This is a genomic window from Ruegeria sp. AI2, from assembly GCF_056541275.1.
The window spans coordinates 105,279-129,123 of sequence record NZ_JBQFYB010000006.1; the positions used below are offsets into that span (position 1 = coordinate 105,279).

General features: G+C 57.4%; 25 protein-coding genes. 13 read left to right on the forward strand and 12 right to left on the reverse strand.

All coding sequences use genetic code 11. The annotated features are described in order from the left end of the window. Positions 1-35: 35 nt before the first annotated feature. Complete coding sequence (locus ACR0LL_RS12905) at positions 36-383, forward strand: hypothetical protein (protein WP_480587440.1); 348 nt, start codon at positions 36-38, stop codon at positions 381-383. A gap of 3 nt (positions 384-386) precedes the next feature. Here the strand turns inward: ACR0LL_RS12905 and ACR0LL_RS12910 are convergent, their stop codons facing one another. The 4 genes from ACR0LL_RS12910 to ACR0LL_RS12925 all read right to left on the reverse strand — a co-directional run bounded on the left by ACR0LL_RS12910 (position 387) and on the right by ACR0LL_RS12925 (position 3,265). Further along, positions 387-872, reverse strand: a complete 486-nt coding sequence (locus tag ACR0LL_RS12910) for a flavodoxin family protein (protein ID WP_480587310.1) — start codon at positions 870-872, stop codon at positions 387-389. 1 nt (position 873) lies between these two features. After that, positions 874-1,344 carry a 23S rRNA (pseudouridine(1915)-N(3))-methyltransferase RlmH gene (gene rlmH, locus ACR0LL_RS12915; protein ID WP_480587312.1) on the reverse strand — a complete coding sequence of 157 codons (471 nt, stop codon included), beginning with the start codon at positions 1,342-1,344 and terminating at the stop codon, positions 874-876. A gap of 44 nt (positions 1,345-1,388) precedes the next feature. Beyond that, positions 1,389-1,748 carry a ribosome silencing factor gene (gene rsfS, locus ACR0LL_RS12920; RefSeq protein WP_209599225.1) on the reverse strand — a complete coding sequence of 120 codons (360 nt, stop codon included), beginning with the start codon at positions 1,746-1,748 and terminating at the stop codon, positions 1,389-1,391. Between the two features lie 164 nt (positions 1,749-1,912). Next, positions 1,913-3,265 carry a mechanosensitive ion channel family protein gene (locus tag ACR0LL_RS12925; RefSeq protein ID WP_480587315.1) on the reverse strand — a complete coding sequence of 451 codons (1,353 nt, stop codon included), beginning with the start codon at positions 3,263-3,265 and terminating at the stop codon, positions 1,913-1,915. Between the two features lie 116 nt (positions 3,266-3,381). Here ACR0LL_RS12925 and ACR0LL_RS12930 point away from each other — a divergent pair, with 116 nt between their 5' ends. The 6 genes from ACR0LL_RS12930 (at position 3,382) to ACR0LL_RS12955 (ending at position 8,340) form a co-directional block, all read left to right on the forward strand. After that, a complete protein-coding gene (locus ACR0LL_RS12930; RefSeq protein ID WP_245220657.1) occupies positions 3,382-3,477 on the forward strand; it encodes an isopropylmalate isomerase in 96 nt (31 codons plus the stop codon). Positions 3,478-3,520: 43 nt separating this feature from the next. Then, positions 3,521-4,924 carry a 3-isopropylmalate dehydratase large subunit gene (gene leuC / locus ACR0LL_RS12935; RefSeq protein WP_480587317.1) on the forward strand — a complete coding sequence of 468 codons (1,404 nt, stop codon included), beginning with the start codon at positions 3,521-3,523 and terminating at the stop codon, positions 4,922-4,924. A 37-nt stretch (positions 4,925-4,961) separates the two neighbouring features. Beyond that, positions 4,962-5,504 carry an HdeD family acid-resistance protein gene (locus tag ACR0LL_RS12940; protein WP_209507240.1) on the forward strand — a complete coding sequence of 181 codons (543 nt, stop codon included), beginning with the start codon at positions 4,962-4,964 and terminating at the stop codon, positions 5,502-5,504. Positions 5,505-5,545: 41 nt separating this feature from the next. Next, positions 5,546-6,151, forward strand: a complete 606-nt coding sequence (leuD, locus tag ACR0LL_RS12945) for a 3-isopropylmalate dehydratase small subunit (RefSeq protein WP_480483885.1) — start codon at positions 5,546-5,548, stop codon at positions 6,149-6,151. A 333-nt stretch (positions 6,152-6,484) separates the two neighbouring features. Further along, positions 6,485-7,315 carry a hypothetical protein gene (locus ACR0LL_RS12950; protein ID WP_480483884.1) on the forward strand — a complete coding sequence of 277 codons (831 nt, stop codon included), beginning with the start codon at positions 6,485-6,487 and terminating at the stop codon, positions 7,313-7,315. Continuing rightward, complete coding sequence (locus tag ACR0LL_RS12955; RefSeq protein WP_480587320.1) at positions 7,312-8,340, forward strand: endonuclease/exonuclease/phosphatase family protein; 1,029 nt, start codon at positions 7,312-7,314, stop codon at positions 8,338-8,340. The genes ACR0LL_RS12950 and ACR0LL_RS12955 overlap by 4 nt, the downstream gene beginning before the upstream one ends. On the opposite strand, the gene ACR0LL_RS12960 is transcribed toward ACR0LL_RS12955, so the two are convergent. Further along, positions 8,337-9,239: a Rossmann-fold NAD(P)-binding domain-containing protein gene (locus ACR0LL_RS12960; protein WP_480587323.1), complete on the reverse strand. Its 903-nt coding sequence runs from the start codon at positions 9,237-9,239 to the stop codon at positions 8,337-8,339. The two genes, ACR0LL_RS12955 and ACR0LL_RS12960, sit on opposite strands and share 4 nt — an antisense overlap. 84 nt (positions 9,240-9,323) lie before the next feature. Here ACR0LL_RS12960 and ACR0LL_RS12965 point away from each other — a divergent pair, with 84 nt between their 5' ends. Further along, on the forward strand, positions 9,324-10,217 hold the full coding sequence (locus tag ACR0LL_RS12965) for a LysR family transcriptional regulator (RefSeq protein ID WP_480587326.1): 894 nt from the start codon (positions 9,324-9,326) through the stop codon (positions 10,215-10,217). A 3-nt stretch (positions 10,218-10,220) separates the two neighbouring features. Here the strand turns inward: ACR0LL_RS12965 and ACR0LL_RS12970 are convergent, their stop codons facing one another. Further along, positions 10,221-10,748 (reverse strand): redoxin domain-containing protein, encoded by a 528-nt coding sequence (locus ACR0LL_RS12970; protein WP_480587328.1) that lies wholly within the window; start codon positions 10,746-10,748, stop codon positions 10,221-10,223. Positions 10,749-10,839: 91 nt separating this feature from the next. On the opposite strand from ACR0LL_RS12970, the gene leuB reads away from it, so the two are divergent. Beyond that, on the forward strand, positions 10,840-11,943 hold the full coding sequence (gene leuB / locus ACR0LL_RS12975; RefSeq protein ID WP_209507247.1) for a 3-isopropylmalate dehydrogenase: 1,104 nt from the start codon (positions 10,840-10,842) through the stop codon (positions 11,941-11,943). A 75-nt stretch (positions 11,944-12,018) separates the two neighbouring features. Here the strand turns inward: leuB and ACR0LL_RS12980 are convergent, their stop codons facing one another. Further along, entirely contained in the window at positions 12,019-14,193 is a 2,175-nt protein-coding gene (locus ACR0LL_RS12980) for a transglycosylase domain-containing protein (protein WP_480587331.1), read from the reverse strand. Between the two features lie 259 nt (positions 14,194-14,452). On the opposite strand from ACR0LL_RS12980, the gene ACR0LL_RS12985 reads away from it, so the two are divergent. After that, positions 14,453-14,791 carry a P-II family nitrogen regulator gene (locus ACR0LL_RS12985; RefSeq protein WP_209507249.1) on the forward strand — a complete coding sequence of 113 codons (339 nt, stop codon included), beginning with the start codon at positions 14,453-14,455 and terminating at the stop codon, positions 14,789-14,791. Positions 14,792-14,824: 33 nt separating this feature from the next. Continuing rightward, positions 14,825-16,150 (forward strand): ammonium transporter, encoded by a 1,326-nt coding sequence (locus ACR0LL_RS12990; protein ID WP_480587333.1) that lies wholly within the window; start codon positions 14,825-14,827, stop codon positions 16,148-16,150. Positions 16,151-16,223: 73 nt separating this feature from the next. Here ACR0LL_RS12990 and ACR0LL_RS12995 read toward each other — a convergent pair whose 3' ends face one another. The 4 genes from ACR0LL_RS12995 to ACR0LL_RS13010 form a co-directional block, all read right to left on the reverse strand. Next, positions 16,224-17,408 (reverse strand): amino acid aminotransferase, encoded by a 1,185-nt coding sequence (locus tag ACR0LL_RS12995; RefSeq protein ID WP_480587336.1) that lies wholly within the window; start codon positions 17,406-17,408, stop codon positions 16,224-16,226. Then, on the reverse strand, positions 17,408-18,262 hold the full coding sequence (gene sseA, locus ACR0LL_RS13000; RefSeq protein WP_480488175.1) for a 3-mercaptopyruvate sulfurtransferase: 855 nt from the start codon (positions 18,260-18,262) through the stop codon (positions 17,408-17,410). The genes ACR0LL_RS12995 and sseA overlap by 1 nt, the downstream gene beginning before the upstream one ends. Before the next feature lie 93 nt (positions 18,263-18,355). Then, positions 18,356-18,625 (reverse strand): CBU_0592 family membrane protein, encoded by a 270-nt coding sequence (locus ACR0LL_RS13005; protein ID WP_480587339.1) that lies wholly within the window; start codon positions 18,623-18,625, stop codon positions 18,356-18,358. After that, positions 18,622-19,185: a helix-turn-helix domain-containing protein gene (locus ACR0LL_RS13010; RefSeq protein ID WP_480587342.1), complete on the reverse strand. Its 564-nt coding sequence runs from the start codon at positions 19,183-19,185 to the stop codon at positions 18,622-18,624. The genes ACR0LL_RS13005 and ACR0LL_RS13010 overlap by 4 nt, the downstream gene beginning before the upstream one ends. Before the next feature lie 108 nt (positions 19,186-19,293). Between ACR0LL_RS13010 and ilvD the strand changes: the two genes are divergently transcribed. Beyond that, on the forward strand, positions 19,294-21,126 hold the full coding sequence (gene ilvD, locus ACR0LL_RS13015) for a dihydroxy-acid dehydratase (protein ID WP_480587345.1): 1,833 nt from the start codon (positions 19,294-19,296) through the stop codon (positions 21,124-21,126). Between the two features lie 127 nt (positions 21,127-21,253). Here ilvD and ACR0LL_RS13020 read toward each other — a convergent pair whose 3' ends face one another. After that, entirely contained in the window at positions 21,254-22,072 is an 819-nt protein-coding gene (locus ACR0LL_RS13020) for a sulfotransferase family protein (RefSeq protein ID WP_267364226.1), read from the reverse strand. A 143-nt stretch (positions 22,073-22,215) separates the two neighbouring features. Here ACR0LL_RS13020 and ACR0LL_RS13025 point away from each other — a divergent pair, with 143 nt between their 5' ends. Further along, the gene (locus tag ACR0LL_RS13025) at positions 22,216-23,793 is read left to right on the forward strand and encodes a DUF5928 domain-containing protein (protein WP_480587348.1); all 1,578 of its coding nucleotides are present in this window, start codon (positions 22,216-22,218) and stop codon (positions 23,791-23,793) included. The last annotated feature ends 52 nt before the right edge of the window (positions 23,794-23,845 follow it).

A 23,845-nucleotide genomic window follows, 5' to 3' on the forward strand; every position in this document is an offset into this window, starting at 1 on the left:
TACCGATGCGCTATCCCACTGGTTACACTGGTGCGATGCGATACTTGATTCTCTTCGCCTTACTGGCCAGCCCTGCCCTTGCCGACCCGCCAACAATCGAACAGGTCCTCACCAGTGCAAACAGTGATACATGGCGGTTCGATGTGACGATCCGGCATCCCGATACGGGTTGGGATCATTACGCCGACGGCTGGCGTGTTCTGGATATGGATGGAAACGAGTTGGGAATGCGCGTCCTGCTCCATCCTCACGAAACCGAACAACCCTTTACCCGCTCTCTGGGCGGGGTGGTCATTCCCGATGGCATGCCCCAGGTGCAAATTCAGGCGCGGTGCATCGTCGATGGATGGAATGAAGGCACCACAGTGGTCAAACTGGATTGACCCTCAGAAAATACCCATGGCCAGACCGGCACTCAAAGCGGCTCCTGTCTCGCGGCATTGATCCAGTTGGTCTTGCGGGATTGTCTTTTCGGCCAAAATGGCCTCGGGCGTTTGCGCATGAGTACAGATGATCAGCGGAGGCTGAACAGCTTTCAATCGCCAACCGGTGGCTATCCGTGCGATCTGACGGGCGGCATTCTCGCCATCCGATCCTGCGCAAATCATCTGCGCATAGGGTCGGCCTTCTAGCTTTCCCAGCACCGGGTAGTAGCAGCGGTCAAAGAATTCCTTCATCAAACCCGAAATTGCCGCCAAATTTTCTGGCGCGCAAAAGATGTAGCCATCGGAGGCCAACAGATCTTCCGGCCCGGCTTGATCGGCTGGCATAAGCTTTGTGTCAGCCTCACCTCGCGTCGCTTCGGCCGCCGCTTCGGCCATCTGCCGGGCACCGCCTGTGCGGGAGTGATAAACGATCAGAAGCTGCGCCATGTCAGACCCGGTGATAGGGGCCACCTGACAGAATGGTCGCGGCCCGGTAAAGTTGCTCGGCCAGCATCACACGGGCCAGCATATGGGGCCAGACCATCGACCCGAATGAAATGGAAAAATCCGCCTCGGCCCGCAGAACTGGGTCAATTCCATCCGCACCACCGATCACAAATGCCAGATCCTGCCGACCGGCATCGCGCCAATCACCCAGCTTCTTCGCGAAATCGGGCGAGGACATGACACGCCCCCGTTCATCAAGCGTGCACAACACCGCCCCTTTGGGCAGGGCCTTACGCAGCAGCGCGGCCTCGGCCGCCATGCCTGCGTTTTTCTTGTCTTCAACCTCGATCACCTGCGCAGGCCCAAGGCCCAGCGCACGGCCGGTCCGGTCAAATCGGGTCAGGTAATCGTCAAGCAGTGTCTTCTCGGGTCCGGCGCGCAATCGCCCGACCGCAACTATGCTGATACGCATATCTCTCTCGCCTCCGGCCTGTTAATGCAGGCCGGGATAGCGCCTCAGTTCGCCGAGGCGCTGCCGCCCTGAGGCAGCCACATCTTTTCCAGCTGATAGAATTCACGCACTTCGGGGCGGAAGATATGGACGATGACGTCGCCCGTATCGATCAGCACCCAGTCGCCGGTATCCTTGCCTTCGACCTTCGAGGTGAAACCGAATTCCTGCTTGATGCGATCCGTCAGCTTTTCCGCCATGGCCGACACCTGACGGGTCGACCGACCCGAGGCAATCACCATGTGATCCGCAACCGATGACTTGCCCTGCAGGTTGATCTGCACGACGTCTTCGGCCTTGTCATCGGAAAGTGAGGAAAGGATTCGTTCAAGCAGCTTGTCGCTGATTGACTGAGAGTGGGCCATTATGTTGACCCCATCATCGGCGGGCAAACCCGCCTGTGTATGTAGAGACAGGACATAGTCCTCCTTTGTTGCGCGCCGCGAAACCCCGGCGCCGGGGTACTAATAAGGTAGCAAGGGGAATGCAACATTTCAATGAATGCACGCTGCAGGGCGTACACAGACGCTTACTCTGTGATGATCTGTTGCGCAGTTGCGCCGTCCGGCAGCAACCGGATCTCGCGCTGTGGGAAGGGGATCGAGATACCTTCTTCCTTGAATGCGTCCCAAAGAGCCAGATAGACATTGCCCCTAATATTGGTCAACCCCTTTGTCGGGTCGCTGATCCAGAACCTCAGCACATAATCCACGCTGCTGTCACCAAATCCGGTGATGTGGCAAACCGGTTCATGTTTGCCGCCGCTCAGGACCCGGGCAACCGCCTTTACCGCCCTGATTGCGGTTGCGCGCACTTTATGCGGATCGTCGTCATAGCTGGTACCAAAATCCAGATCCAATCTCACGAACCGGTCAGAATGCGACCAGTTCACCACCTGGTTGGTAATCAGATCTTCGTTTGGTATCAGGTACTCGCGCCCGTCCCGCGTTACGACAGACACGTATCGCGCGCCAAGCGCATTGATCCAACCGAACGTATCCCCCAACGAGATCACATCGCCCGGCTTGATCGAGCGGTCCATGAGGATGATGATCCCCGATATCAGGTTCGACACCACTTTTTGCAGACCGAACCCGATACCCACGCCGATAGCGCCGGACAAAAGCGCGATACCGGTCAGATCGAACCCCAACGTTCGGATCGAAGCCATAAAGACTGCTCCGTAAAGCAGAACCTGTATGCCTTTTGACAGCAGCACCTGCATGGACGGAGTTATGTCGTCATTGCTTTGCAATGCGCGTTCGGCTGCGCGCGTGCCGATACGGGCCAGTGTCAGCAGGATGCCAATCAGCAATGTGGCCTTGAGAATCCCAAGAGCCGAAATATGCAGGTCCCCGATGGAAATCGCGACACCGTCAAGAAAACCCGCGACATCATCCGTCAGATTCAGCGCGACAAGCGTTGCGTAGATCCACATTGCCCATTTGAATATCCTGCGAAGCGTGCGGTTTTGGACCAGTCTGGCGACCAGTGCTATCGCCAGCCATGCCGCCGCCAATGTGGCTATCACCCCGATGATATAGCTGCGCGACGGCCAGGTGAGTTGCTGCATGGTCAGATACAATGCCCACGAAAGCAGGATGAAGTAGACCAGCGCCAACCGCCGCATCAGCTGTACCAGAACCCGCAGCCGCCATTTCGGCCATCCCGTGCGTGAACGAGCCCAGGCATCCCATCTAGACTGGGTCAGGAATTTCAGCAGCAAAGCCAGCGCCCACAGCAACAGGATGATGAGCAGTTGATATTGTCGCCAGCCCGGCGTGACGATCAGATCAAGCAGCCTCTCGAATTGCGCGGAAAAAGCCGCAACCATGTTGTTATAGAGGTCGGTCAGCGTACTTGGGATCAGGTCTTGGTTCATGCACGTCTCCTGCGGGGCCAGCTTGGACAGCAATGCAGGGCGATGCAAGCCTGACACTGGTTTTGAACCTTGATTGCCGGAAGGGCGCGGTATATCTGAACCGCATGAGACTCAATGTGGCCCAACTTCAGAATCTGGAAGATCGCGCGCGCTTGCGTGAACGGTTCTTTGGCGCTGCCCGCACGGTTCTGGCGCGCCTATCCGTCGCCTGAGCAAACTCGCCAGCTATTTCTCATTACATACGGGAGAGGACCGATGTCCCCCAAGACACTCTATGACAAGATCTGGGATGCCCATGTCGCGCACGAAGCCGATGATGGAACCTGCCTGCTTTATATCGACCGCCATTTGGTGCACGAAGTCACCAGCCCGCAGGCATTTGAAGGGCTGCGCATGGCAGGCCGTAAAGTGCGCGCGCCGGAAAAAACCATCGCTGTACCGGACCACAACGTGCCGACCACACCGGACCGCGTGAATGGGATCGAAAACCCGGAATCACGCATTCAGGTCGAGGCGCTGGACAAGAACGCCAAGGATTTCGGCATTCACTACTACCCGGTGAATGACGTGCGCCAGGGCATTGTCCACATCGTTGGCCCGGAACAGGGTTGGACCCTGCCGGGTATGACCGTTGTCTGCGGCGACAGCCACACAGCGACCCACGGTGCATTCGGCGCGCTGGCCCACGGCATCGGTACGTCCGAGGTTGAGCATGTTCTGGCAACGCAAACGCTGATCCAGAAGAAGTCCAAGAACATGAAGGTGGAAATCACCGGCAAGTTGCAACCGGGCGTGACCGCCAAGGACATCACTCTGGCTGTGATCGGTGAGACCGGCACCGCTGGCGGTACCGGCTATGTCATCGAGTATTGCGGCGAAGCAATCCGTGATCTGTCGATGGAAGGACGCATGACCGTCTGCAACATGGCGATTGAAGGCGGGGCTCGTGCCGGTCTGATCGCGCCGGATGAAACAACGTTCGAATATGTCAAAGGCCGCCCGCACGCGCCGAAAGGGGCGCAGTGGGAAGCGGCTCTGACATGGTGGAAAACGCTTTACACCGACGAAGACGCGCATTTCGACAAGGTCATCACTCTGCGCGGCGAAGACATCGCGCCGGTCGTGACCTGGGGCACTAGCCCCGAGGACGTTCTGCCGATCACCTCAACCGTACCGAACCCAGAGGATTTCGAAGGCGGCAAAGTCGATGCAGCCCGCCGCTCCATCGAATACATGGGGCTTAAAGCCGGCCAGAAGCTGAGCGAAGTTGAGATCGACACCGTCTTTATCGGCTCGTGCACCAACGGCCGGATCGAGGACCTGCGAGCCGCCGCCGAGATTCTGAAAGGCAAAAAGATCAAGGACGGCATGCGCGCCATGGTCGTTCCGGGCTCGGGCCTCGTCCGCGCGCAGGCCGAAGAAGAAGGTCTGGCGGATATCTTCAAAGAAGCCGGTTTCGAATGGCGTCTGGCAGGATGTTCGATGTGCCTGGCGATGAATCCCGACCAGTTGAAACCGGGTGAACGCTGCGCCGCGACTTCGAACCGCAACTTCGAAGGCCGTCAGGGCCGGGGCGGGCGTACCCACCTGCTGAGCCCGGCAATGGCCGCCGCAGCGGCAATCACAGGACGGCTGACAGACGTTCGTGAAATGATGTAAGATACCCTCATAACTGGATATTTGAGGGATTGAAGACATGAGTGACTGGACAAAATGGCTATTGCTTGGACTTCTGTCCATCGTGTTCGGCATCTTTGTGCTGGGCGCACCGGTCGTGGCATCAATTACCGTGACGGTGGTCACAGGTGTATTGCTGTTGATTTCGGGCGCATTGCAGGTTGTTGGCGGCTTCACAGTTGAAGGGACCGGCAACAAGATACTGTCACTTATCATGGGTGTCGTGATGCTGTTTCTGGGCTGGTCCTTTCTGGATCACCCACTGCAAGGAACGCTGACGCTGGCAACCGTCTGCCTGATCCTGTTCATGGCTGGCGGCATTGCCCGCGTGATCCTGTCGTTCCAGATGCGCGGAACACAGTATTTCTGGGCGACGCTGGTCTCGGGCATCATGTCGATTGTCCTGGCGATCCTGATCTGGCGCTTTGCTGCAATGGACCCTTCAGTGCTGCTGCAATTGCTGGGCATCCTGCTGGGGATCGAGATGATCTTTAACGGGCTCGGCCTTGTCTTCATGGCGTTCTTCGTCAAGGACGCACCAAAAGAAACGAAACAAGCTTAACGCGGGGTCTGGGCGCGGCCCTCTCCCGCAGGAGTGTGAACATGGATAAGTTTGAAAAAGTCCACGGGGTGGCCGCCCCAATGCCGCTGATCAATATCGACACCGATATGATCATCCCGAAAGTGCACCTGAAAACCATCAAACGGTCGGGCCTGGGTGTCGTTCTGTTCGACGAGATGCGCTATCACGATGACGGTCAGGAGAATGAAGAATTCGTCCTGAACAAGCCCGCCTATCGCGAGGCCGAGATTCTGGTTGCTGGCGACAATTTCGGCTGTGGGTCCTCACGCGAACACGCGCCCTGGGCGATCAAGGATTTCGGCATCAAGGTCGTGATCTCGACCAGTTTTGCCGACATCTTCTTCAACAACTGTTTCAAGAACGGCATTCTGCCGATTGTTGTCGGGGCAGAACACCACGCGATCCTGATGGATGATGCGCATAAAGGCGAAAACGCCCGCATGACCGTACATCTGGAAGACCAGCAGATCACCACATCGGACGGCGTCGTGATCGATTTCGAAATCGATCCTCACCGCAAGCACTGCCTGCTTAATGGTCTGGATGATATCGGGCTGACGATGGAAAAAGATCATCACATCGACAAGTTCGAGGATCACGCCAGTCAGGCCCGCCCCTGGGTGTGATTCTGGGGACGAATCTGTGGATACTCAACCTGACGGGGTCGCCAAGGCGGCCCCGCTCGCATTCTTGGGGTTGATTTTTCGAAAACCACAACATGTGGGTATCAATTTGAGATACACGTCGGATTTGCGTCGAAAATGATGCAATACCGCACCAGTTGCGCCATCTTTTTGCCCGAAATCCCGTGTTTTCTGCACCTCGGCTTGAGCAAAATGCCGCTTATCGTTCATGTTGACGCTGAAGAGGCATCCGTCAACGTCAGACGAAGCGACGGGCACAAGTTGGAAACAAGTCGACAAAGATCGGCTGATCCGGTTTGAAAAAGGGTTCGGATAGTGATTGCGCGCACAACAGGGGCGGCGATACGCGGTATACTTGTTGCACTTATGGTGCTGACACCTGCGTTGTACCTGCCTGTCTCATCTACGAACGGGACCGAGATTCTGGTCTTTCTCGCGATCCTCGCGTTTATCCTGACCTTTGCCGAATACAATTCTGCCTTTCCCAGCTTTATCGAATTCCGCGACGCGCCCCCGGTCAATCGCCTTCGGTTTGTCGGCCTGATGTCGATGGTCACCTTTCTAACGCTGATCTGCAAAAACGCCTTTGAACCAACGCAGTTGACCACATTCTCTTATTCGGTTGGTTTGGCTGTCGCAAATGTGGTGGACTTCCCCTATTCTCCGGTGCGCCTCATCGTGTTGATGTTGCCCCCGGATGCCAGCCACGCCTTGATTGAACTGGTCCGCATCACGGCCAGCGTAGCTTATGTCGCGGCATTGGTCACGATTGTCAGCTTTGCCTATGCGGTCAGGGTTCGGGGTTGGCCAACCGGGAATGGCGCCTTCAATGTTTGGACAAACCTGCCGCTGTTTGACCCTACCAAAGGGGGCGATGTCGTTACGCGCCTTCAACGGGATGGCCGCCTGAACATCTGTATCGGCATTCTGCTGCCATTCCTCATTCCGGCGATAATCAAGTTGATGAGCAGTGTGATCGCCCCGATCTCTCTCGGGAACCCACAGACCTTGATCTGGACCATGAGCGCATGGGCCTTCCTGCCCGCCAGCATGATCATGCGCGGCATGGCGACCCTTAGGATCGCGGGCTTGATCATGGAAAAACGCCGCGCTTATTCGACCAGCGAGTCAACACAGGCCGCATGATCCGCACCCTATGTCTGCTATTGCTGCCCTTTGCGGCACAGGCAGAGGTCGTGCGTATCGCCACCTATAATACCGGGCTCAGCGAAAAAGGTCCTGGCCTACTGCTTCGCGACATTCAACGCGATGACGCGCAGGTTCTGGCCGTTGTTGACGTTATTGCATCGGCACGCCCTGACATAATCGCCCTTCAGGGTATCGACTGGGACCTAAACAATACTGCTGTAATCGCCCTGACCAGGAAACTGCGCAACGCGGGGCTTGATTACGGATATTACCTTGCCGCACAACCCAATGCCGGGCTGGAAACCTCGCTTGATCTGGACGGTGATGGCAAGACCCAAGGCCCCGGCGACGCCCAAGGCTGGGGGCAGTTCACAGGTCAAGGTGGGCTGGCGGTGTTGTCGCGATACGAAATCATCACCGCTGAGGTTCAGGATTATTCCGAGCTGTTGTGGCGGAGTTTACCGGGCGCCACCCTGCCCGGCGTAAACGGGCACCCCTTCCCGTCTGACGCGGCACATCAGATACAACGCCTGTCTTCGACCGCACATTGGGTTGTACCGATCGAAACCCCTTATGGGCGGCTCAATCTCATGACCTTTCATGCGGCGCCACCCGTTTTCGATGGGCCCGAGGATCGAAACGGATTGCGCAACCAGGATGAGATCCGGCTCTGGTCCGTTTTACTGAACGGTGAACTGGGGCCAGTTCCCGAAGGTCCCTTCGTAATCGCCGGCGATGCCAACCTTGACCCAACGCGTGGAGAGGGCCGTAAACAGGCCATTCAGTCCCTTCTGGCCCATCCGCGTTTGCAAGACCCGCTGCCTAAAGACCCGTCAGGTTCGACCTCAACGGTCGCGTGGAAGGCCACGGGTGAAATGCGCGTGGATTATGTGTTGCCGTCGGCCGACCTGCGCATTTCGGATGCCGGTGTAACGTGGCCGGAAGAAGGCACCAAGCTATACGAATCCGCCCTGCGCGCCAGCAGGCACCGATTGGTCTGGATTGACGTCACCCTGCCCTAAGGCGTGACCGACTCTCCGTTCGCATAGGGCAAAGCCACAAGGGTGGGTGAGATCGCAGAACGCAATGCATCATCCAGATCTGTCTGATGCACAGAACCCAGCAACTCGGTCAGGTACGATCCGTCCAACTGATGTGGCACCTGCCACAGGTACCGCATTTCAATCAGGTGTGAGGACACGCGCCAGAATGGTCGCGCCAGCTGCAATGGCCACCATTGCATCGGCTTCACGGATATGTCCCGTCCGGTCACTCTCGTCAGAGACTGCGCGATCTCAGCTCCGGTCAGGGTGTAGCCAGCAAAAGGAACATCGCAGAACCGCGGCAGATCCTTTCGGATTTCACATAGCGCTACGGCAGCTTGGGCCAGATCAGGCAGATAGGCCCAGGCGTGCAGAGCTTCTGGATCTCCGGGATACACGAATTGATTGCGCGACAGATGCTTGATCATGACCTGATCGAACCAGTTTCCAGATGCCTCAGTGTCAATGAAATCGCCTGCTCGCAGAAGGATCGTTCTGACGGTTGAAGCGCGATACGCCTCCTCCATCTCGATCCGGATACGGCCAAGCGGATTGGTGGCCAAGTGCGGTGTAATCCCGGACCATGGGCCTTGCGTGCCCGCTCCAAAAACATAGACGTTTCCGGGAACCAGTACGGTGGCTCCGGTCTCGGACGCGGCGTCTATCACACGTCTGGTCAGGTCGGGCATTTCACGCAACCAATCAGGATAGAGCGGGTTCCACCCGTTTACGATTACATCCGCCCCTTTTGCCGCCAGGGAAAGAGAACCGGACCCGCGACGGAATGTCTGCACGTTCCAACCCGCATTCCGAAACGCCTTTGCAGCATTGCGCCCAAACCGGCCCGACGCGCCGAGTATCAGAGCAGTTTGTGTCATTGATGCCTCCTGTTTCAGACCAATCTATCCATTCAATGCACGTATGGAATTGCCGGGAAATGTAGAATGTGTATTCAATTATGAATGGATAAAGCACTGACACATGCGGATTGGTCTCTGATCCAAAGCTTTCTGGCCGTGGCCGAAACAGGATCCCTGTCTGCCGCTGCACGGCACCTTGATCGCAGCCAACCCACATTGGGGCGGCAAGTACAAAGCCTTGAGACCGAACTGGGCGTATCCTTGTTCGACCGCCACGCGCGCGGCCTGAAACTAAGCGTGGCAGGTTCCCAGCTCTTGCCGATGGCGCAGCAAATGCACAGCGCCATGACTGCCTTCAGCCTTGCCGCCGCAGGGCAGTCGCAGCAGCTTGAAGGCTCGGTCCGCATCACCGCTTCGGTCTTCGCGTCGCATCATCTGCTGCCTCCGATTCTGGCGAATATCCGAAGGCAGGAACCCGCCATTCAACTTGAGCTGGTCGCCACCGATACCACGGAAAACCTGTTATACCGCGAGGCAGATATTGCCGTTCGCATGTATCGCCCCGCGCAAATGGATATCATTTCGCGTTATCTGGGTGAGGTGCCGTTATGCTTCTGCGCGGCCACGACCTATCTCGACCGTAAGGGACGCCCCAAGACACCCGAGGAACTTTTTTCCCACGACCTTGTGGGGTTTGACGCCAATCAGGAAATCATCAAGGCCATGCGCGAAAAAGGATGGCCCGCAAGCCGCAACAGTTTTGCGACCCGCTGCGATCTGCAAAGCGCCTATTGGGAACTGATCCGCGCGGGATGCGGCATTGGCTTCAGTCAGGTCCAGATGGCCGAAGCCGACCCGGATGTCGAAATCTTGCCGCTGGATGTTGAAATCCCGGTTCTGCCCGTGTGGTTGGCTGCGCCGCAGGCCATGCGCCAGACCCCACGTATCCGCAGGGTCTGGGATTTGCTGGCAGAAGGGCTCAAAGCCAGCCTCTGAGGATCAAAGTGGGCCCGTATACGTTCCGCGCGCCGGGTAGTTATTGCCCAAAGTGAACTTCAGACCACCCGCGATATCCGACATCGACGGACGTCCAAAAGGCGTGGTCTGCTGCCACCCAAAATAAAGCGTCCGGTCAGGTGCGATGTAAAAATGTCCGGGCTCTGCGAACAGGTCTGGTTCGGCACTGCCTTCGCGCCTGGTCGAGATGTTCAGCCCCCAACCCTCCCGTGCCTCAGACAGGGGCAGGCTGTGGCCTACACGCAGGCGGGAAACATTGGCTTTTGCTGCGGTTTCAGCGGCACGTTCGGCAGTATCGGTGGTGATCATGATAACCTCGACACCCAGCGCCGCGAAATCGTCCAGCGCCGCCTCGGCCTCGGTCATCTGCCTGATGCAGATCGGGCAATGCGATCCGCGATATTGAATCACCAGCGTTCCGTTTTCGCCCTTGTTGGTCTCGAGGTCGAAACTGCCATGGGCGACAGTTTCAATTTTCAGCGCAGGAACCAGATTTCCGGGTGTCAGCATGTGTTTTCCTTGTGTTTTGACAGGTCTGTCTCATTGACCCGATGCTGCGCAGACGCTAGGGCCTGTGCAACAAAACGCAAGGAGACCCTTCATGCCCAACCCCTCGCTCCTCATCCTGCCCGGAGACGGAATTGGCCCAGAAGTTATGGCCGAAGTGCGCAGAATCATCGATTGGTTCGGTGCCAATCGTGGTCTTCAATTTGACGTGAGCGAGGACCTGGTGGGTGGTGCCGCCTATGACGCCCACGGCAAGCCTCTGTCCGATGAGACCATGGCAAAGGCGCAAGAGGTTGACGCGGTTCTTCTGGGCGCCGTCGGCGGTCCGAAATACGACGATCTGGATTTCAGCCTGAAACCCGAGCGTGGCCTGCTGCGCCTGCGTAAGGAAATGGACCTGTATTCGAACCTGCGCCCCGCGCAGTGTTTTGACGCGCTTGCCGATTTCTCTTCGCTGAAGAAAGACATCGTTGCCGGTCTCGACATCATGATCGTGCGCGAACTGACGTCGGGCGTCTATTTCGGTGAGCCGCGCGGTATCTTCGAGGAAGGCAACGAACGCGTCGGCATCAACACCCAGCGTTACACCGAATCCGAGATTGAACGCGCCGCGCGCTCGGCTTTTGAACTGGCAATGCGCCGCAACAAAAAGCTGTGCTCGATGGAAAAAGCCAACGTGATGGAATCGGGCATCCTGTGGCGCGAAGTCGTCACCCGCGTCGCTGCGGACTACCCCGAAGTTGAGCTGAGCCATATGTATGCCGACAACGGCGCGATGCAGCTTGTACGCGCACCGAAACAGTTTGATGTGATCCTGACCGACAACCTGTTCGGTGACATCCTGTCCGACTGCGCCGCGATGCTGACCGGGTCGCTGGGCATGTTGCCTTCGGCCTCTCTGGGCGCGCCGATGGCTAATGGTCGGCCCAAGGCAATGTATGAACCCGTCCATGGCTCGGCCCCGGATATCGCGGGTCAGGGCAAAGCCAACCCGATCGCCTGTATCCTCAGCTTTGCTATGGCCCTGCGCTACAGCTTTGATCAGGGCGAAGAAGCGGATCGTCTGGAGGCCGCGATCGAGAAAGTATTGGCCGATGGTGTACGCACCGGCGACCTGCTTGCAGATGAGGGCGTTCAGCCTGTATCAACCACTGAAATGGGCGACGCGATCCTTGCGGCCTTGGATGCCAGCGTCTGAAACACGAAACAGCGAAATGACAAAAGGCGGTGCCCGATGCACCGCCTTTTTTCGTTTTTTCCCTCAGAGAAGGCTCTAGTTTCCGCCAAAAATATTCTTCAGCAGATTGTTGATATCATCGGCAAAGCCTCCGCGCTTTCGACGCGGTTGTGGCTGTGCGACCTGAACCGGCGGCGCTGGTGCCATCATCGGCAAGGGTGTCGGTGTCATCCCTTCGGTGACACGCAGCATGGTTTCTCTCCAGATTTCCGCAGGCAAACCTCCGCCGGTCACACCAGATAGGGGCGTGTTGTCGTCATAGCCCATCCAAACACCGGTTACATAATCCGCAGTAAACCCGATGAACCACGCATCCCGCGCCGCCTGGGTCGTGCCTGTTTTGCCTGCCACCTGCCAGCCGGGCAACTTGGCCCGTCCACCTGTGCCCTCGGACACCACACGTTCCATCATCCATGTCAGCTGTTTGGCAGCCGCGTCGTTGATTACCCGTTCACCGATACCGGTTGTCGTAACCATGACAGGTGCTTCATCACCCAGTAGCTTCAACTCGGTCAGGCCATAAGGTTCAACGGCAGAGCCGCCGTTCAGAATACCTGCATAAGCCCCCGTCATCTCAATCAGCGTGCTTTCCGACGCGCCCAGCGCCAAGGCCGGACCTTGCGCCAGATCGCTGGCAATGCCGAAACCACTGGCCACGGTGCGGACGTTATCCAAACCCGAAATCTCGGCAACTTTCACCGCCGGAATATTCAGCGAGTTCTTCAACGCATCCGCCAGTGACACGCGCCCGTAGTACTTGTTGGTATAGTTCTTGGGGCACCATTGACCGGACCCGGGAATGTCCACGCAGTAAGGTTCATCCATCACCGTATCCAGCGGTGAATAGCCGAGTTCCAGCGCGGTGGCGTAGACAAAAGGTTTGAAGGACGAACCGGTTTGGCGCTTGGCGATGGTGGCCCGGTTAAACACCCCGGCAACCCGTGTTTCTCGGCCGCCGACCATGGCTCTTACCGCTCCGTCCGCGGACATGACCACGATGGCCGCCTGCGCCTTGGAGCCTTCGCGCACCTTTTCCTGAAAGATGAATTGCAAAGCCTCTTCCGCAGATCGCTGAATCCGCTGATCCAAAGTCGTCTGAATCACAACATCTTCGGTTGTGTTGTCGCCAAAATAACTGGGAAGTTCCGAAACAACCCAATCTGCGAAATAGCCGCCCGCTCGGGCAGCTGCAGCTTCAGACAGTTGCGCCGGGCGCGTACGCGCTTCGCTGGCTTGTGCGGCGGTCAGATATCCCTGATCCTCCATCAGACCGATCACCAGCCGCGCCCGATCCTGAGACCGTTGCAGGTTGTTGGTCGGTGCATAGCGTGTAGGCGCAACCAGCAGACCAGCCAGCATCGCGGCCTCTGCGGGCGAAACCTCGGCGGCAGATTTTCCAAAGTAGCGCTGGCTTGCGGCTTCGAACCCACGCGCGCCTGCGCCAAGAAAGGCGCGGTTCAGGTAGATCGTCAGGACCTCGTCCTTGGAGTATTTCACCTCCATTGCCAGCGCATAGACTGCCTCCTTGGCCTTGCGCCACAAGGAACCCTGACGGCAGTCGGCCTCATACGCGGCCTCGGAATCCCAATCGCTGGGATCATAGGGAACACCCAGACACAGCAGTTTCGCGGTCTGTTGCGTGATTGTCGATCCGCCATGCCCGGACAAAGGCCCGCGGCCTTCTTTCAGGTTGATGCTGACCGCGCTGGCGACACCACGCGGGCTGACCCCGAAATGCCGGTAAAATCGTTTGTCTTCGGTTGCGACAACCGCGTTTTTCAGATGTGGAGACACGGTATCGGCCGTGATCACGCCACCAAACTGATCGCCACGCCAGGCAAAGACCTTGCCGTCACGATCCAGCAAGGTCACAGAACCCCGCGCGCGCCCATCCAGCAAGGCATCCACATCCGGCAACGTGGCGTAGACGATACCCACCGCCAGCGCGAGCAGCATGGCCGAAATCGCACCGACACGCCAGGTCAGGCCCCAGATCAGCCGCCAGATCCACCGGAACAAACGGCGAAAGATACCACCGCCTTTGCCCCCTGATGACTTGCGGGTTTTCCTGCGTGTGGTTTTGCGCGTGGCCGTTTTGCGCGCCGTCGATTTCTTGCCCGCCGCGCTTTTGGTCGTCGCCGGTTTTCGGCGCTTTGAAGGGTACCGTCTATCCGCGACCAATGTCGGCTTGCGGCGCTTGGACTCAGTCATGCTCAAACTCTGCCCGGTTATACTTTTTGGTCACCATACCTCGACAACCGCAGTATGTAGAGGTCCGAATTTCCGGAATTTCCCCTCTCTATAGTGCTCAATTATTAGTCACAATGCCAAAGTTGTGCAAAAATTGTGCAACTTCGCATTATTTTCCGACAGGTTTTGGCCCCGAAAGCGTTTCTTACTGCGCCGCGGCGCGCTTTTTTTCTGCAGGTGCAAACAAGCCGGTCCCACCGGACAATCAGAGGGGAAAGACGTGAAACTGATCATTGCGACAATCAAGCCGTTCAAGCTGGAGGAGGTGCGCGAAGCACTGACCGAGGCTGGCGTGCGCGGCATGATGGTAACCGAGATCAAGGGCTTCGGCTCACAGTCCGGTCACACCGAAATCTATCGTGGTGCCGAATATGCGGTGAACTTCGTGCCCAAGATCAAGCTTGAGATCGTGGTGCCTGCGACAATGGCCGACCAGATCGTCGAGACCATCACCAAAACCGCCAAAACCGGCAAGATCGGTGACGGCAAGATTTTTGTCCTCGATGTCGAACAGGCGATGCGTGTGCGTACCGGGGAAACCAACGAGGACGCGCTGTAAGTGCGCCCACTCACAATCATTCGAGGACTTACAATGAACCTGATGAAATCTCTCATCCCTGCCGCCGCCATTGTTGCGCTGCCGCAGATGGGTCTTACGCAAGAGGCCGCCGCAACCGGCGAAGCGGCACAGCACACCCAGTATATCTTTACCACGCTGCTGTTTCTGATGGCGGGCTTTCTTGTTTTCTTCATGGCCGCAGGTTTCGCCATGCTGGAAGGCGGTCTGGTACGATCCAAAAACGTTGCCATGCAGATGATCAAGAACGTGGCATTGTTTTCATTTGCCGCAATCATGTACTGGCTGATCGGGTTCAACCTGATGTATCCCGGCGACGGTTGGTCCATCACGGGCTGGCTTGGCCCGTTCTTTTCGACCACAACGCTTGATGCGGTTGGTGTTGCACCAGAGGATGCGGCACTGGACTATGCTTCGGTCGGTTCGGACTTCTTCTTCCAGCTTGTGTTCGTGGCCGCGACCGCATCCATCGTTTCCGGCGCCGTGGCGGAACGGATCAAGCTTTGGCCCTTTCTGATCTTCGTCATCGTGCTGACAGGCATCATGTACCCGATTTCCGGTTCGTGGAAATGGGGTGGCGGCTGGCTGGATGCCAAGGGCTTCTCGGACTTTGCCGGTTCGACCATCGTACACTCGGTCGGTGGCTGGGCTGCGCTGGCAGGGGCCCTTATCCTGGGTCCGCGGATCGGCAAGTACAAAGATGGCAAAGTTCACCCAATGCCCGGCTCTAACCTGGCGCTGGCAACCCTGGGAACGTTCATCCTGTGGCTGGGTTGGTTCGGATTCAACGGCGGCTCGCAGCTGGCGATGGGAACAGTGGGCGATGTATCGGACGTGTCACGCATCTTTGCCAACACCAACATGGCGGCTGCTTCGGGCTCGGTTGCAGCGCTGATCCTGACTCAGGTTTTGTACAGGAAGCCCGACCTGACGATGGTGCTGAACGGCGCGCTGGCGGGTCTGGTCTCGATCACGGCCGAACCGCTGGCCCCAACCCTGTTCGGTGCCCTGTGGATCGGTGCCGTGGGTGGTATTATCGTGGTCTTCGCGGTCCCGATGCTGGACAAGTTCAAGATCGATGATGTTGTCGGTGCCATCCCGGTCCACCTGTTCTGTGGCATCTGGGGCACCATTGCCGTCGTCTTCTACGGTGACGCAAGCCTGGGCGCGCAGCTTCTGGGTATCGCTGCATACGGCGTTTTCACCTTTGTCGGCGCACTGATCCTGTGGACGATCCTGAAATCCACCGTCGGCATCCGTGTCAGCGAAGAGGATGAGATCAACGGCCTCGACATGGCGGAACTGGGAATGGAAGCATACCCCGAATTCTCGAAAGGCTAAGCCTTGCCGCCACCTGACAAAAAAAACCCGGGCGTTCGCGCCCGGGTTTCCGTTTCGAATGTCGCGTCGGCGTCTAAACCCCGACATCCACAATTGCTTTGGCCAAAATCGGCACAGTCGCTGCGTTCAGCCCGGCAATGTTTAGGCGACTGTCACCGACCATGTAGATACCGTGTTCAACGCGCAGTTTCTCGACCAGTTCCGGTGCCGCCCCAAGACGCGAGAACATGCCGCGGTGCTGGGCGATGAACCCAAACCGGTCGGATCCGGCCAGACACTGCAACTCGTCAGCCAATTGCTGGCGCAGGCCCAGCATGGACAGGCGAACCTCTTCCAGCTCAGTTGCCCAATCTGCCCGCAACGCCTCATCCATAAGAATGGTCGTCACCACACGCGCGCCGTGGTCCGGCGGGAAGGAGTAATTCTGGCGATTCAAAAACGCCAGAGTGGCCTGATTCAACGCCGTTTCAGCCGCGTTGTCACTGACGGCCATCAGCAACCCGGTGCGCTCGCGATAGACGCCGAAGTTTTTCGAACATGACGCCGCAATCAGACATTCCTTTACCGATGAGGCCACCAGCCGCACGCCTTGCGCATCCTCTTCCAGACCGTCACCAAAACCCTGATAGGCAATGTCGATCATCGCAACGAGGCCCAGTGCATTGATCAGGTTCACAACCTCCTGCCATTGCACCATGTTCAGATTGGCACCGGTCGGATTGTGACAGCAGCCATGCAGCAAAACCACGTCACCCGCTTTGGCGGTTTTCAGGTCTGCGATCATCCCATCGAAATCGACGCCCCGGGTCTCTTCATCGAAGTAACGATACTGAACGGTTTCCATCCCCAGGTAATTCAGGATCGACAGATGGTTGGGCCAGGTCGGGTTCGACACAAACACACGTGCCGAAGGGTTCGCCATCCGGATCAACTCGAACGCCTGACGGCAGGCGCCGGTGCCTCCGGGTGTCGCCACTGCGGCGATGTTGCCACGCGGCACCGAAGTACCGAAAATCAATCCGATCATCGCATCCGCATATGCCGGATCACCGGCCAGACCGGTATAGGCCTTGGTTTCCTGTTCTTCCCAGATACGCTGTTCGGCGGCTTTCACCGCGCGCATCACCGGCGTCACGCCTTCGGCATTCTTGTAGACACCAACACCCAGATCGATCTTCTGATCACGCGGGTCTTCGCGGTACATCTGCATCAGCGCCAGAATCTTGTCGGCGGGCTGCGGTTTCAGGTTCTCGAACATCAGTTCTCTCCGGTTGCGACGGGCAGGGTTGGGAAGGCACCCCATTCAGCCCAGGAGCCGTCATAAAGCGAGTGGTCTTTCTTGCCCATGCGTTCCAACGCAAGGCTGAGAATGGCGGCCGTGACACCCGAACCGCAAGAGGTGATAGCCGGTTTAGACAGATCGACGCCTGCAGCCTCGAATATGGCGCGGCAGTCCTCGGGCGACTTCATTGTTCCATTGGCGTTCAACAACTGCCCAAAGGGCACATTGCGCGAGCCCGGAATGTGGCCCGAACGCAGCCCTTCGCGCGGCTCGGGTGCGGTTCCGGCAAACCGGTCGGCCGAGCGGGCATCGATAATTTCGTGATCTGCCAGTTTGGCGGCGGCGGAAACTTGCGTGACATCGCGGACAAGCTGGTTTTGCACGCGAACAGTCATGTGACGGTCGCGAATGACCGGAGGCAGATCCTCGATCTCGCGCCCCTCGGCCTGCCACTTCGGCAACCCCCCATCCAGAACCGCGATGTTTTCCTGCCCCATCAGACGGAACAGCCACCAAACGCGCGCAGCAGACATCAGCCCGGCACCATCATAAACTACAACCTGATGACCATCACCGACACCCATGGCGCGCAGGCGCGACATGAATTTTTCGACCGGTGGCGCCATATGAGGCAGGTCGGAACGGTGATCTGATATCTCATCAATATCGAAGAACCGTGCTCCGGGGATATGCCCGGCATCATATTCGGCCTTGGCATCACGGTTTTGCGCGGGCAAATACCACGACCCGTCCAGAATCCGCAGATCCGGGTCTTTCATATGCGCGGCCAGCCATTCGGTGGATACGAGGGTTTTCGGATCGTCCTGCATCAAAGCCTCCCCTAAGCGAGCTTGGGGTTTCCCTATACCCCGTGGCATGGGCGTTCAAGGCTGGATAGCGCTAGCGCTTGCTAACCGCTGGATTTATCGCGCCTTACGCAGGCGGAAATGCTGGATGATGCCGATGAAGCTGATCACAATCCAAAACCCTTCGATCAGCATCGAGGCCAGATTGAAATTCTCAAGCAGCGAAAAGACGATCAGGACAGACCCCAGCAGGTTGATCACCGGAAAGGCCAGGTCATCGGAATTCATCATCCGCATCTGCGTCGCGAAATACGCCGCCACCACGATCAGCGCCCCAAATGAGCCGATGGCATCCACGATGGTAAGTGTGTCAAAGATAGCCGTCATATCTGGGCCGTGCCATTTTGAGGAGATTCAGTGTGTTGCGCATAGTGATGCATGTTTAGAAACGCGGCTCCTTGCGAACCGGCGCGATACCCGTGCGGCAGGTCCGCAGCAAAGCGCAAACCCTGCCCGGCCTGCAAAGGCACCCAATCCTCGCCACGCAGAATTTCCAAAGTACCGCTGAGGACAAATACTTCCTCGGTCACCCCGGCGGCATGAGCCGGGGATTCGTGGCTTTGGTTCGCGGCAAGGTTCACGTGAAAGGTCTCGGCTCCCAGTGCGGGATCGAAGGGAAAGACGATCTTGACCTCGATACTGCCGGGAAAGGTTACAGTCTGAAAGACCGATGGATCGCCTAGCGTTGTATCGATCAGCCCGCTGAGCGGTATCTGAAAGCCTTTGGCGATTTTCCAAAGCGTGGCGATCGTTGGGCTCGATTCGCCGCGCTCAATCTGACCTAGCATGGCTTTGCTGACCCCGGTCATCTCGGCGACTTTAGACAGGCTCAACCCCGAAGCTGTCCGTACATCCCGTAATTTCAGCGTAATGTCGTCCATAGCCATACCCGCGCCCTGCGATTTACCTTGTACGTTATAACGCACATGTGCTACGTGCGCTATAACGTACGAACCCCGAATTATGCAACCCGAGGCAACAGGGAAAACAGCATCATGCCAATGTACCGATCCAGAACCTCTACCCATGGCCGCAACATGGCTGGCGCACGTGGCCTTTGGCGGGCCACAGGTATGGGTGACGACGATTTCGGCAAACCGATCATCGCCATCGTCAACTCGTTCACGCAGTTTGTGCCGGGTCACGTGCATCTGAAGGACCTGGGCCAGATGGTCGCGCGCGAGATCGAAGCCGCAGGTGGCGTGGCGAAAGAGTTCAACACCATCGCCGTGGATGACGGCATCGCAATGGGCCATGACGGGATGCTGTATTCGCTGCCCTCGCGCGAAGTGATCGCGGATTCGGTCGAATATATGGTCAACGCCCATTGTGCGGATGCGATGGTCTGCATTTCGAACTGTGACAAGATCACTCCCGGCATGCTGATGGCCGCCATGCGCCTGAACATCCCGGCCATTTTCGTCTCGGGCGGTCCGATGGAAGCGGGCAAGATCGACATCGCCGATCTGGAGGCCAAGAAGATTGACCTTGTGGACGCTATGGTGGCCGCTGCGAACGACAAGTTCACTGACGAACAGGTTCAGCACATCGAGGAAAACGCCTGTCCCACATGTGGTTCGTGTTCGGGCATGTTCACCGCGAATTCGATGAATTGTCTGGCTGAGGCACTGGGTCTGGCCCTGCCGGGTAACGGCTCGACTCTGGCGACGCACGCAGACCGCAAAGAACTGTTCCTTGAAGCTGGCCGCCGCATCGTCGAGATCACCAAGCGCCATTACGATCTGGATGAAAAAGGCTTTCTGCCCCGTGAGATTGCCACCTTTGATGCGTTCGAAAATGCCATGAGCCTTGATATCGCCATGGGTGGATCGACCAACACGGTGCTGCACCTGCTGGCCATCGCGCATGAGGGTGAAGTTGACTTCACCATGGCCGATATGGACCGCCTCAGCCGTCGTGTTCCCTGCCTCTGCAAAGTCGCGCCCAACACCGAAAATGTGCATATGGAAGACGTCCACCGTGCCGGTGGTATCTTCTCGATCCTGGGTGAGCTCAGCCGCGCGGGCCTGCTGCACAACGAATGCAGCACGGTGCACTCGGCCACGATGGGCGAGGCGATTGCCAACTGGGACATCACCATCGCCAACAACCCCAAGGCACAGGAACTGTTCAAGGCCGCCCCCGGCGGTGTGCGCACCACACAGGCGTTCAGCCAGTCGAACCGGTTCAAGGAACTGGACACTGATCGCAAGGGCGGCGTGATCCGGTCCAAGGAACACGCGTTCAGTCAGGACGGTGGTCTGGCGGTTCTGTTCGGTAACATCGCCCGCGACGGCTGCATCGTGAAAACCGCTGGTGTGGATGCCAATATCCTGCAATTCACCGGCTCGGCTTACGTGTGCGAAAGCCAGGATCAGGCAGTCAGCGATATTCTCACTGGCAAGGTGAAAGAAGGCGACGTGGTGGTGATCCGCTATGAAGGCCCGCGCGGCGGTCCGGGGATGCAGGAAATGCTGTACCCGACATCCTATCTGAAATCGAAGGGTCTGGGCAAAGCCTGCGCCCTGCTAACCGACGGGCGATTTTCGGGCGGAACATCCGGTCTGTCGATCGGCCATGTCTCACCCGAGGCGGCTGAAGGCGGAGAGATTGGTCTGGTCCAGAATGGCGACACGATTGAAATCGACATCCCCAACCGCTCGATCAATCTGGCCGTCTCAGATGAAGAGCTTGCCGCCCGGCGCGAAGCACAGGACGCAAAAGGCTGGGTGCCTGCTGCGCCGCGCAAACGCAAGGTGTCTACCGCGCTGAAGGCCTATGCCAAACTGACCACCAGCGCGGCAAAAGGTGCCGTACGCCAAGTCTAAACTGACACATAACCGGTCTGCTGACGCGGCAGACCGGTAAGCCGATCATGCACAGGCGCTCTCGGGCCAACCAGAGCAGATGTTTCGCAAGAAACGTTGACAGTGGACGAGGCATCCAGCCTTAAGATCAATCGCCCAGCTTGGCGTGAATTTCGTCCAGATCGATTTCGCCGATCGGCATCTTGTTGGCCGGGTTTTCGAAATCGTATTTGAACAACTCGAAATCCTGCTTGTAGATCTCATAGACCAGATGCATCGAAAGGTCGTCGAAATAATCCTCGACCGGATGTGCGCGCTTGGGTCCATGGCCTTCGGATTCGTTGAACCGGGGTATTTCGGACAGCGAAATAGAGTGCTTCAGCTTGGTATTGTCCAAGACACCCTGCATCCCGTCGTTAAACGCTTCGGTCCAGAAGATCCGATCATAACGGCCACCGTTCACAATGAAGGTCGACACGTGACCAGACATGGCCGACCAGTGAATGTCCGGGTCCATCGGGCGTCGCCAGCGGATGGTATCCCGCGCAAACAGCAGGAACCGGCGAAAGCTGGCGATTTGGTCAAACTCTCCCTTGCCATCGTCACCGCCCACCTCGATCCCGTAATTGTAGATCAGCGTCGGCACCAGATTGCCACGATACCGTTTGCCGTTGCGCTGGATCCCGCAGATCTTGTCGAAAAACGAGCTCAGAATACGCGTGTATGGGTTGCGCACACAGGTAAAGGAATACGAGGCATGATCGCGCACATTTTTGGAAATCAGATCCTGGCTCTGATCAAAGGCCCATTTGTGCATGCCATCCTTGGCGTCATGAATGTCACCGTCAAAGAACTGGCCGTGATCCGAATAATACATGATCTGCCCAATGGTCGAGCAGGCGCATTTGGGCACGACGCGGTACACCATGCTTTCGCTCTCGGTCATCCAGGTACCGGGAAAACCCATCTGCTGTGCCTCCTACGCTGGTCTGGTCTCAAACCGATATGCCAGCTTTTGATAACAAGGAACCAAAATTATTCTGTTTATTCAATCGCTCATCCTCAGTATCACGGTTGAAACCGGGCAGAAACGGAAATTACCTAACCTCGATGGCGAAGATTGCTTATATATTGCTATGCCATAAGGACCCTGATGCAATCATTGCACAGGCTGAACAGCTGACCGCTGCGGGCGATTGCATGGCTATCCACTTTGACGCCCGTGCCAGCGCCGAAGCCTACGGGCGCATTCGTTCCGCGCTGGATCAAAATCCGAACGTGACCTTTGCCAAAAGGCGTATCAAATGCGGCTGGGGAGAATGGTCGCTGGTGCAGGCCACGCTGAACGCCTTGCAGGCCGCCGTCGAAACCTTCCCCCGCGCCACGCATTTTTACATGCTGTCCGGTGACTGCATGGCGATCAAAACGGCAGAATACACCCATCGTTTTCTGGATGATCACGACAAGGATTTCATCGAAAGCCACGACTTTTTCGAAAGCGACTGGATCAAGACCGGCATGAAAGAAGACCGGCTGATCTATCGCCATTATTTCAATGAACGCACCCAGCCGAAACAGTTCTACGCCGCATATGAAACGCAGAAGCGTTTCGGGCTGACGCGGCGAATTCCCGAAGACGTTCAAGTGATGATCGGCAGCCAATGGTGGTGTCTGCGCCGCCGAACGGTCGAGATGATTCTGGACTTCCTGCGACAGCGCAGGGACGTGATCCGGTTTTTTGCGACCACCTGGATACCCGATGAAACCTTCTTTCAAACGCTGGTACGCCATCTGATCCCGAAGGGTGAAATCGAAAACCGTACACCGACATTTCTGATGTTTTCGGATTATGGAATGCCCGTCACGTTCTACAACGATCACTATGACATGCTTCTGGGTCAGGACTATTTGTTTGCCCGCAAGATCAGCCCAGAGGCGCATGAGCTGAAAGAGCGTCTCGGCTCACTTTACGCGAGTGAGGGCATCGACTTTTCCATCTCGAACGAGGGGCGCAGTCTGTATGCGTTTCTGGCCGGCCGGGGGCGCATCGGGCGCCGGTTCGGGCAACGTTTCTGGGAGGCCGGAAGTGTTCTGGGCCCCGACCGAGAGCTGTTTGTGATCGTGTGCAAGAAGTGGCATGTCGCCAAAAGGCTGGTCGATCAGATCGCGTCTGAAACAGATATCCCCTGCGTCGAATACCTGTTTAACGAAGAGGAAACTCAACTGCCTGATCTGGGCGGTATTGAAACGACGCTGACCAAGCGCTCGCGCCATCGGCGGGCCGTTGTACGAATGCTTTTCGAAAGTTTCGGATCAAACCAGTTGGTTCTGTGCCTCGACCCGGCCAATCTGGACGTAGTTCAGGATTTCAGCGGTGATCAGGCCAAAACCCATGTGCTTGAGATCGAATGCGAATATTCGGACGAATACCTGATCGGACATGCGCGCCGCGTCGGCTTGGCGGGGGACAACAGCCCGGTCGAGACTGTTTCCCATCTGCTGCCGACACTTCGCAATGATCTGAGTTACGAGTCCCAACAAATCCGCGCCGCCGGTTTGGACAATTACCTGCGACTGCGGGAAACCGCCCAGCGCGCCGAAAACGTAGCTGTCATATCCGAATTTCTAGGGGTGGACGAAGAAAAGGCCAGCGCGGTTATGCGGCTGGACTACCTGTTCGCCGATTAAACGGAAGATCAGCTTGAAATCCGACAGCTTTTCGGCCCCCTTCGGTGCATAA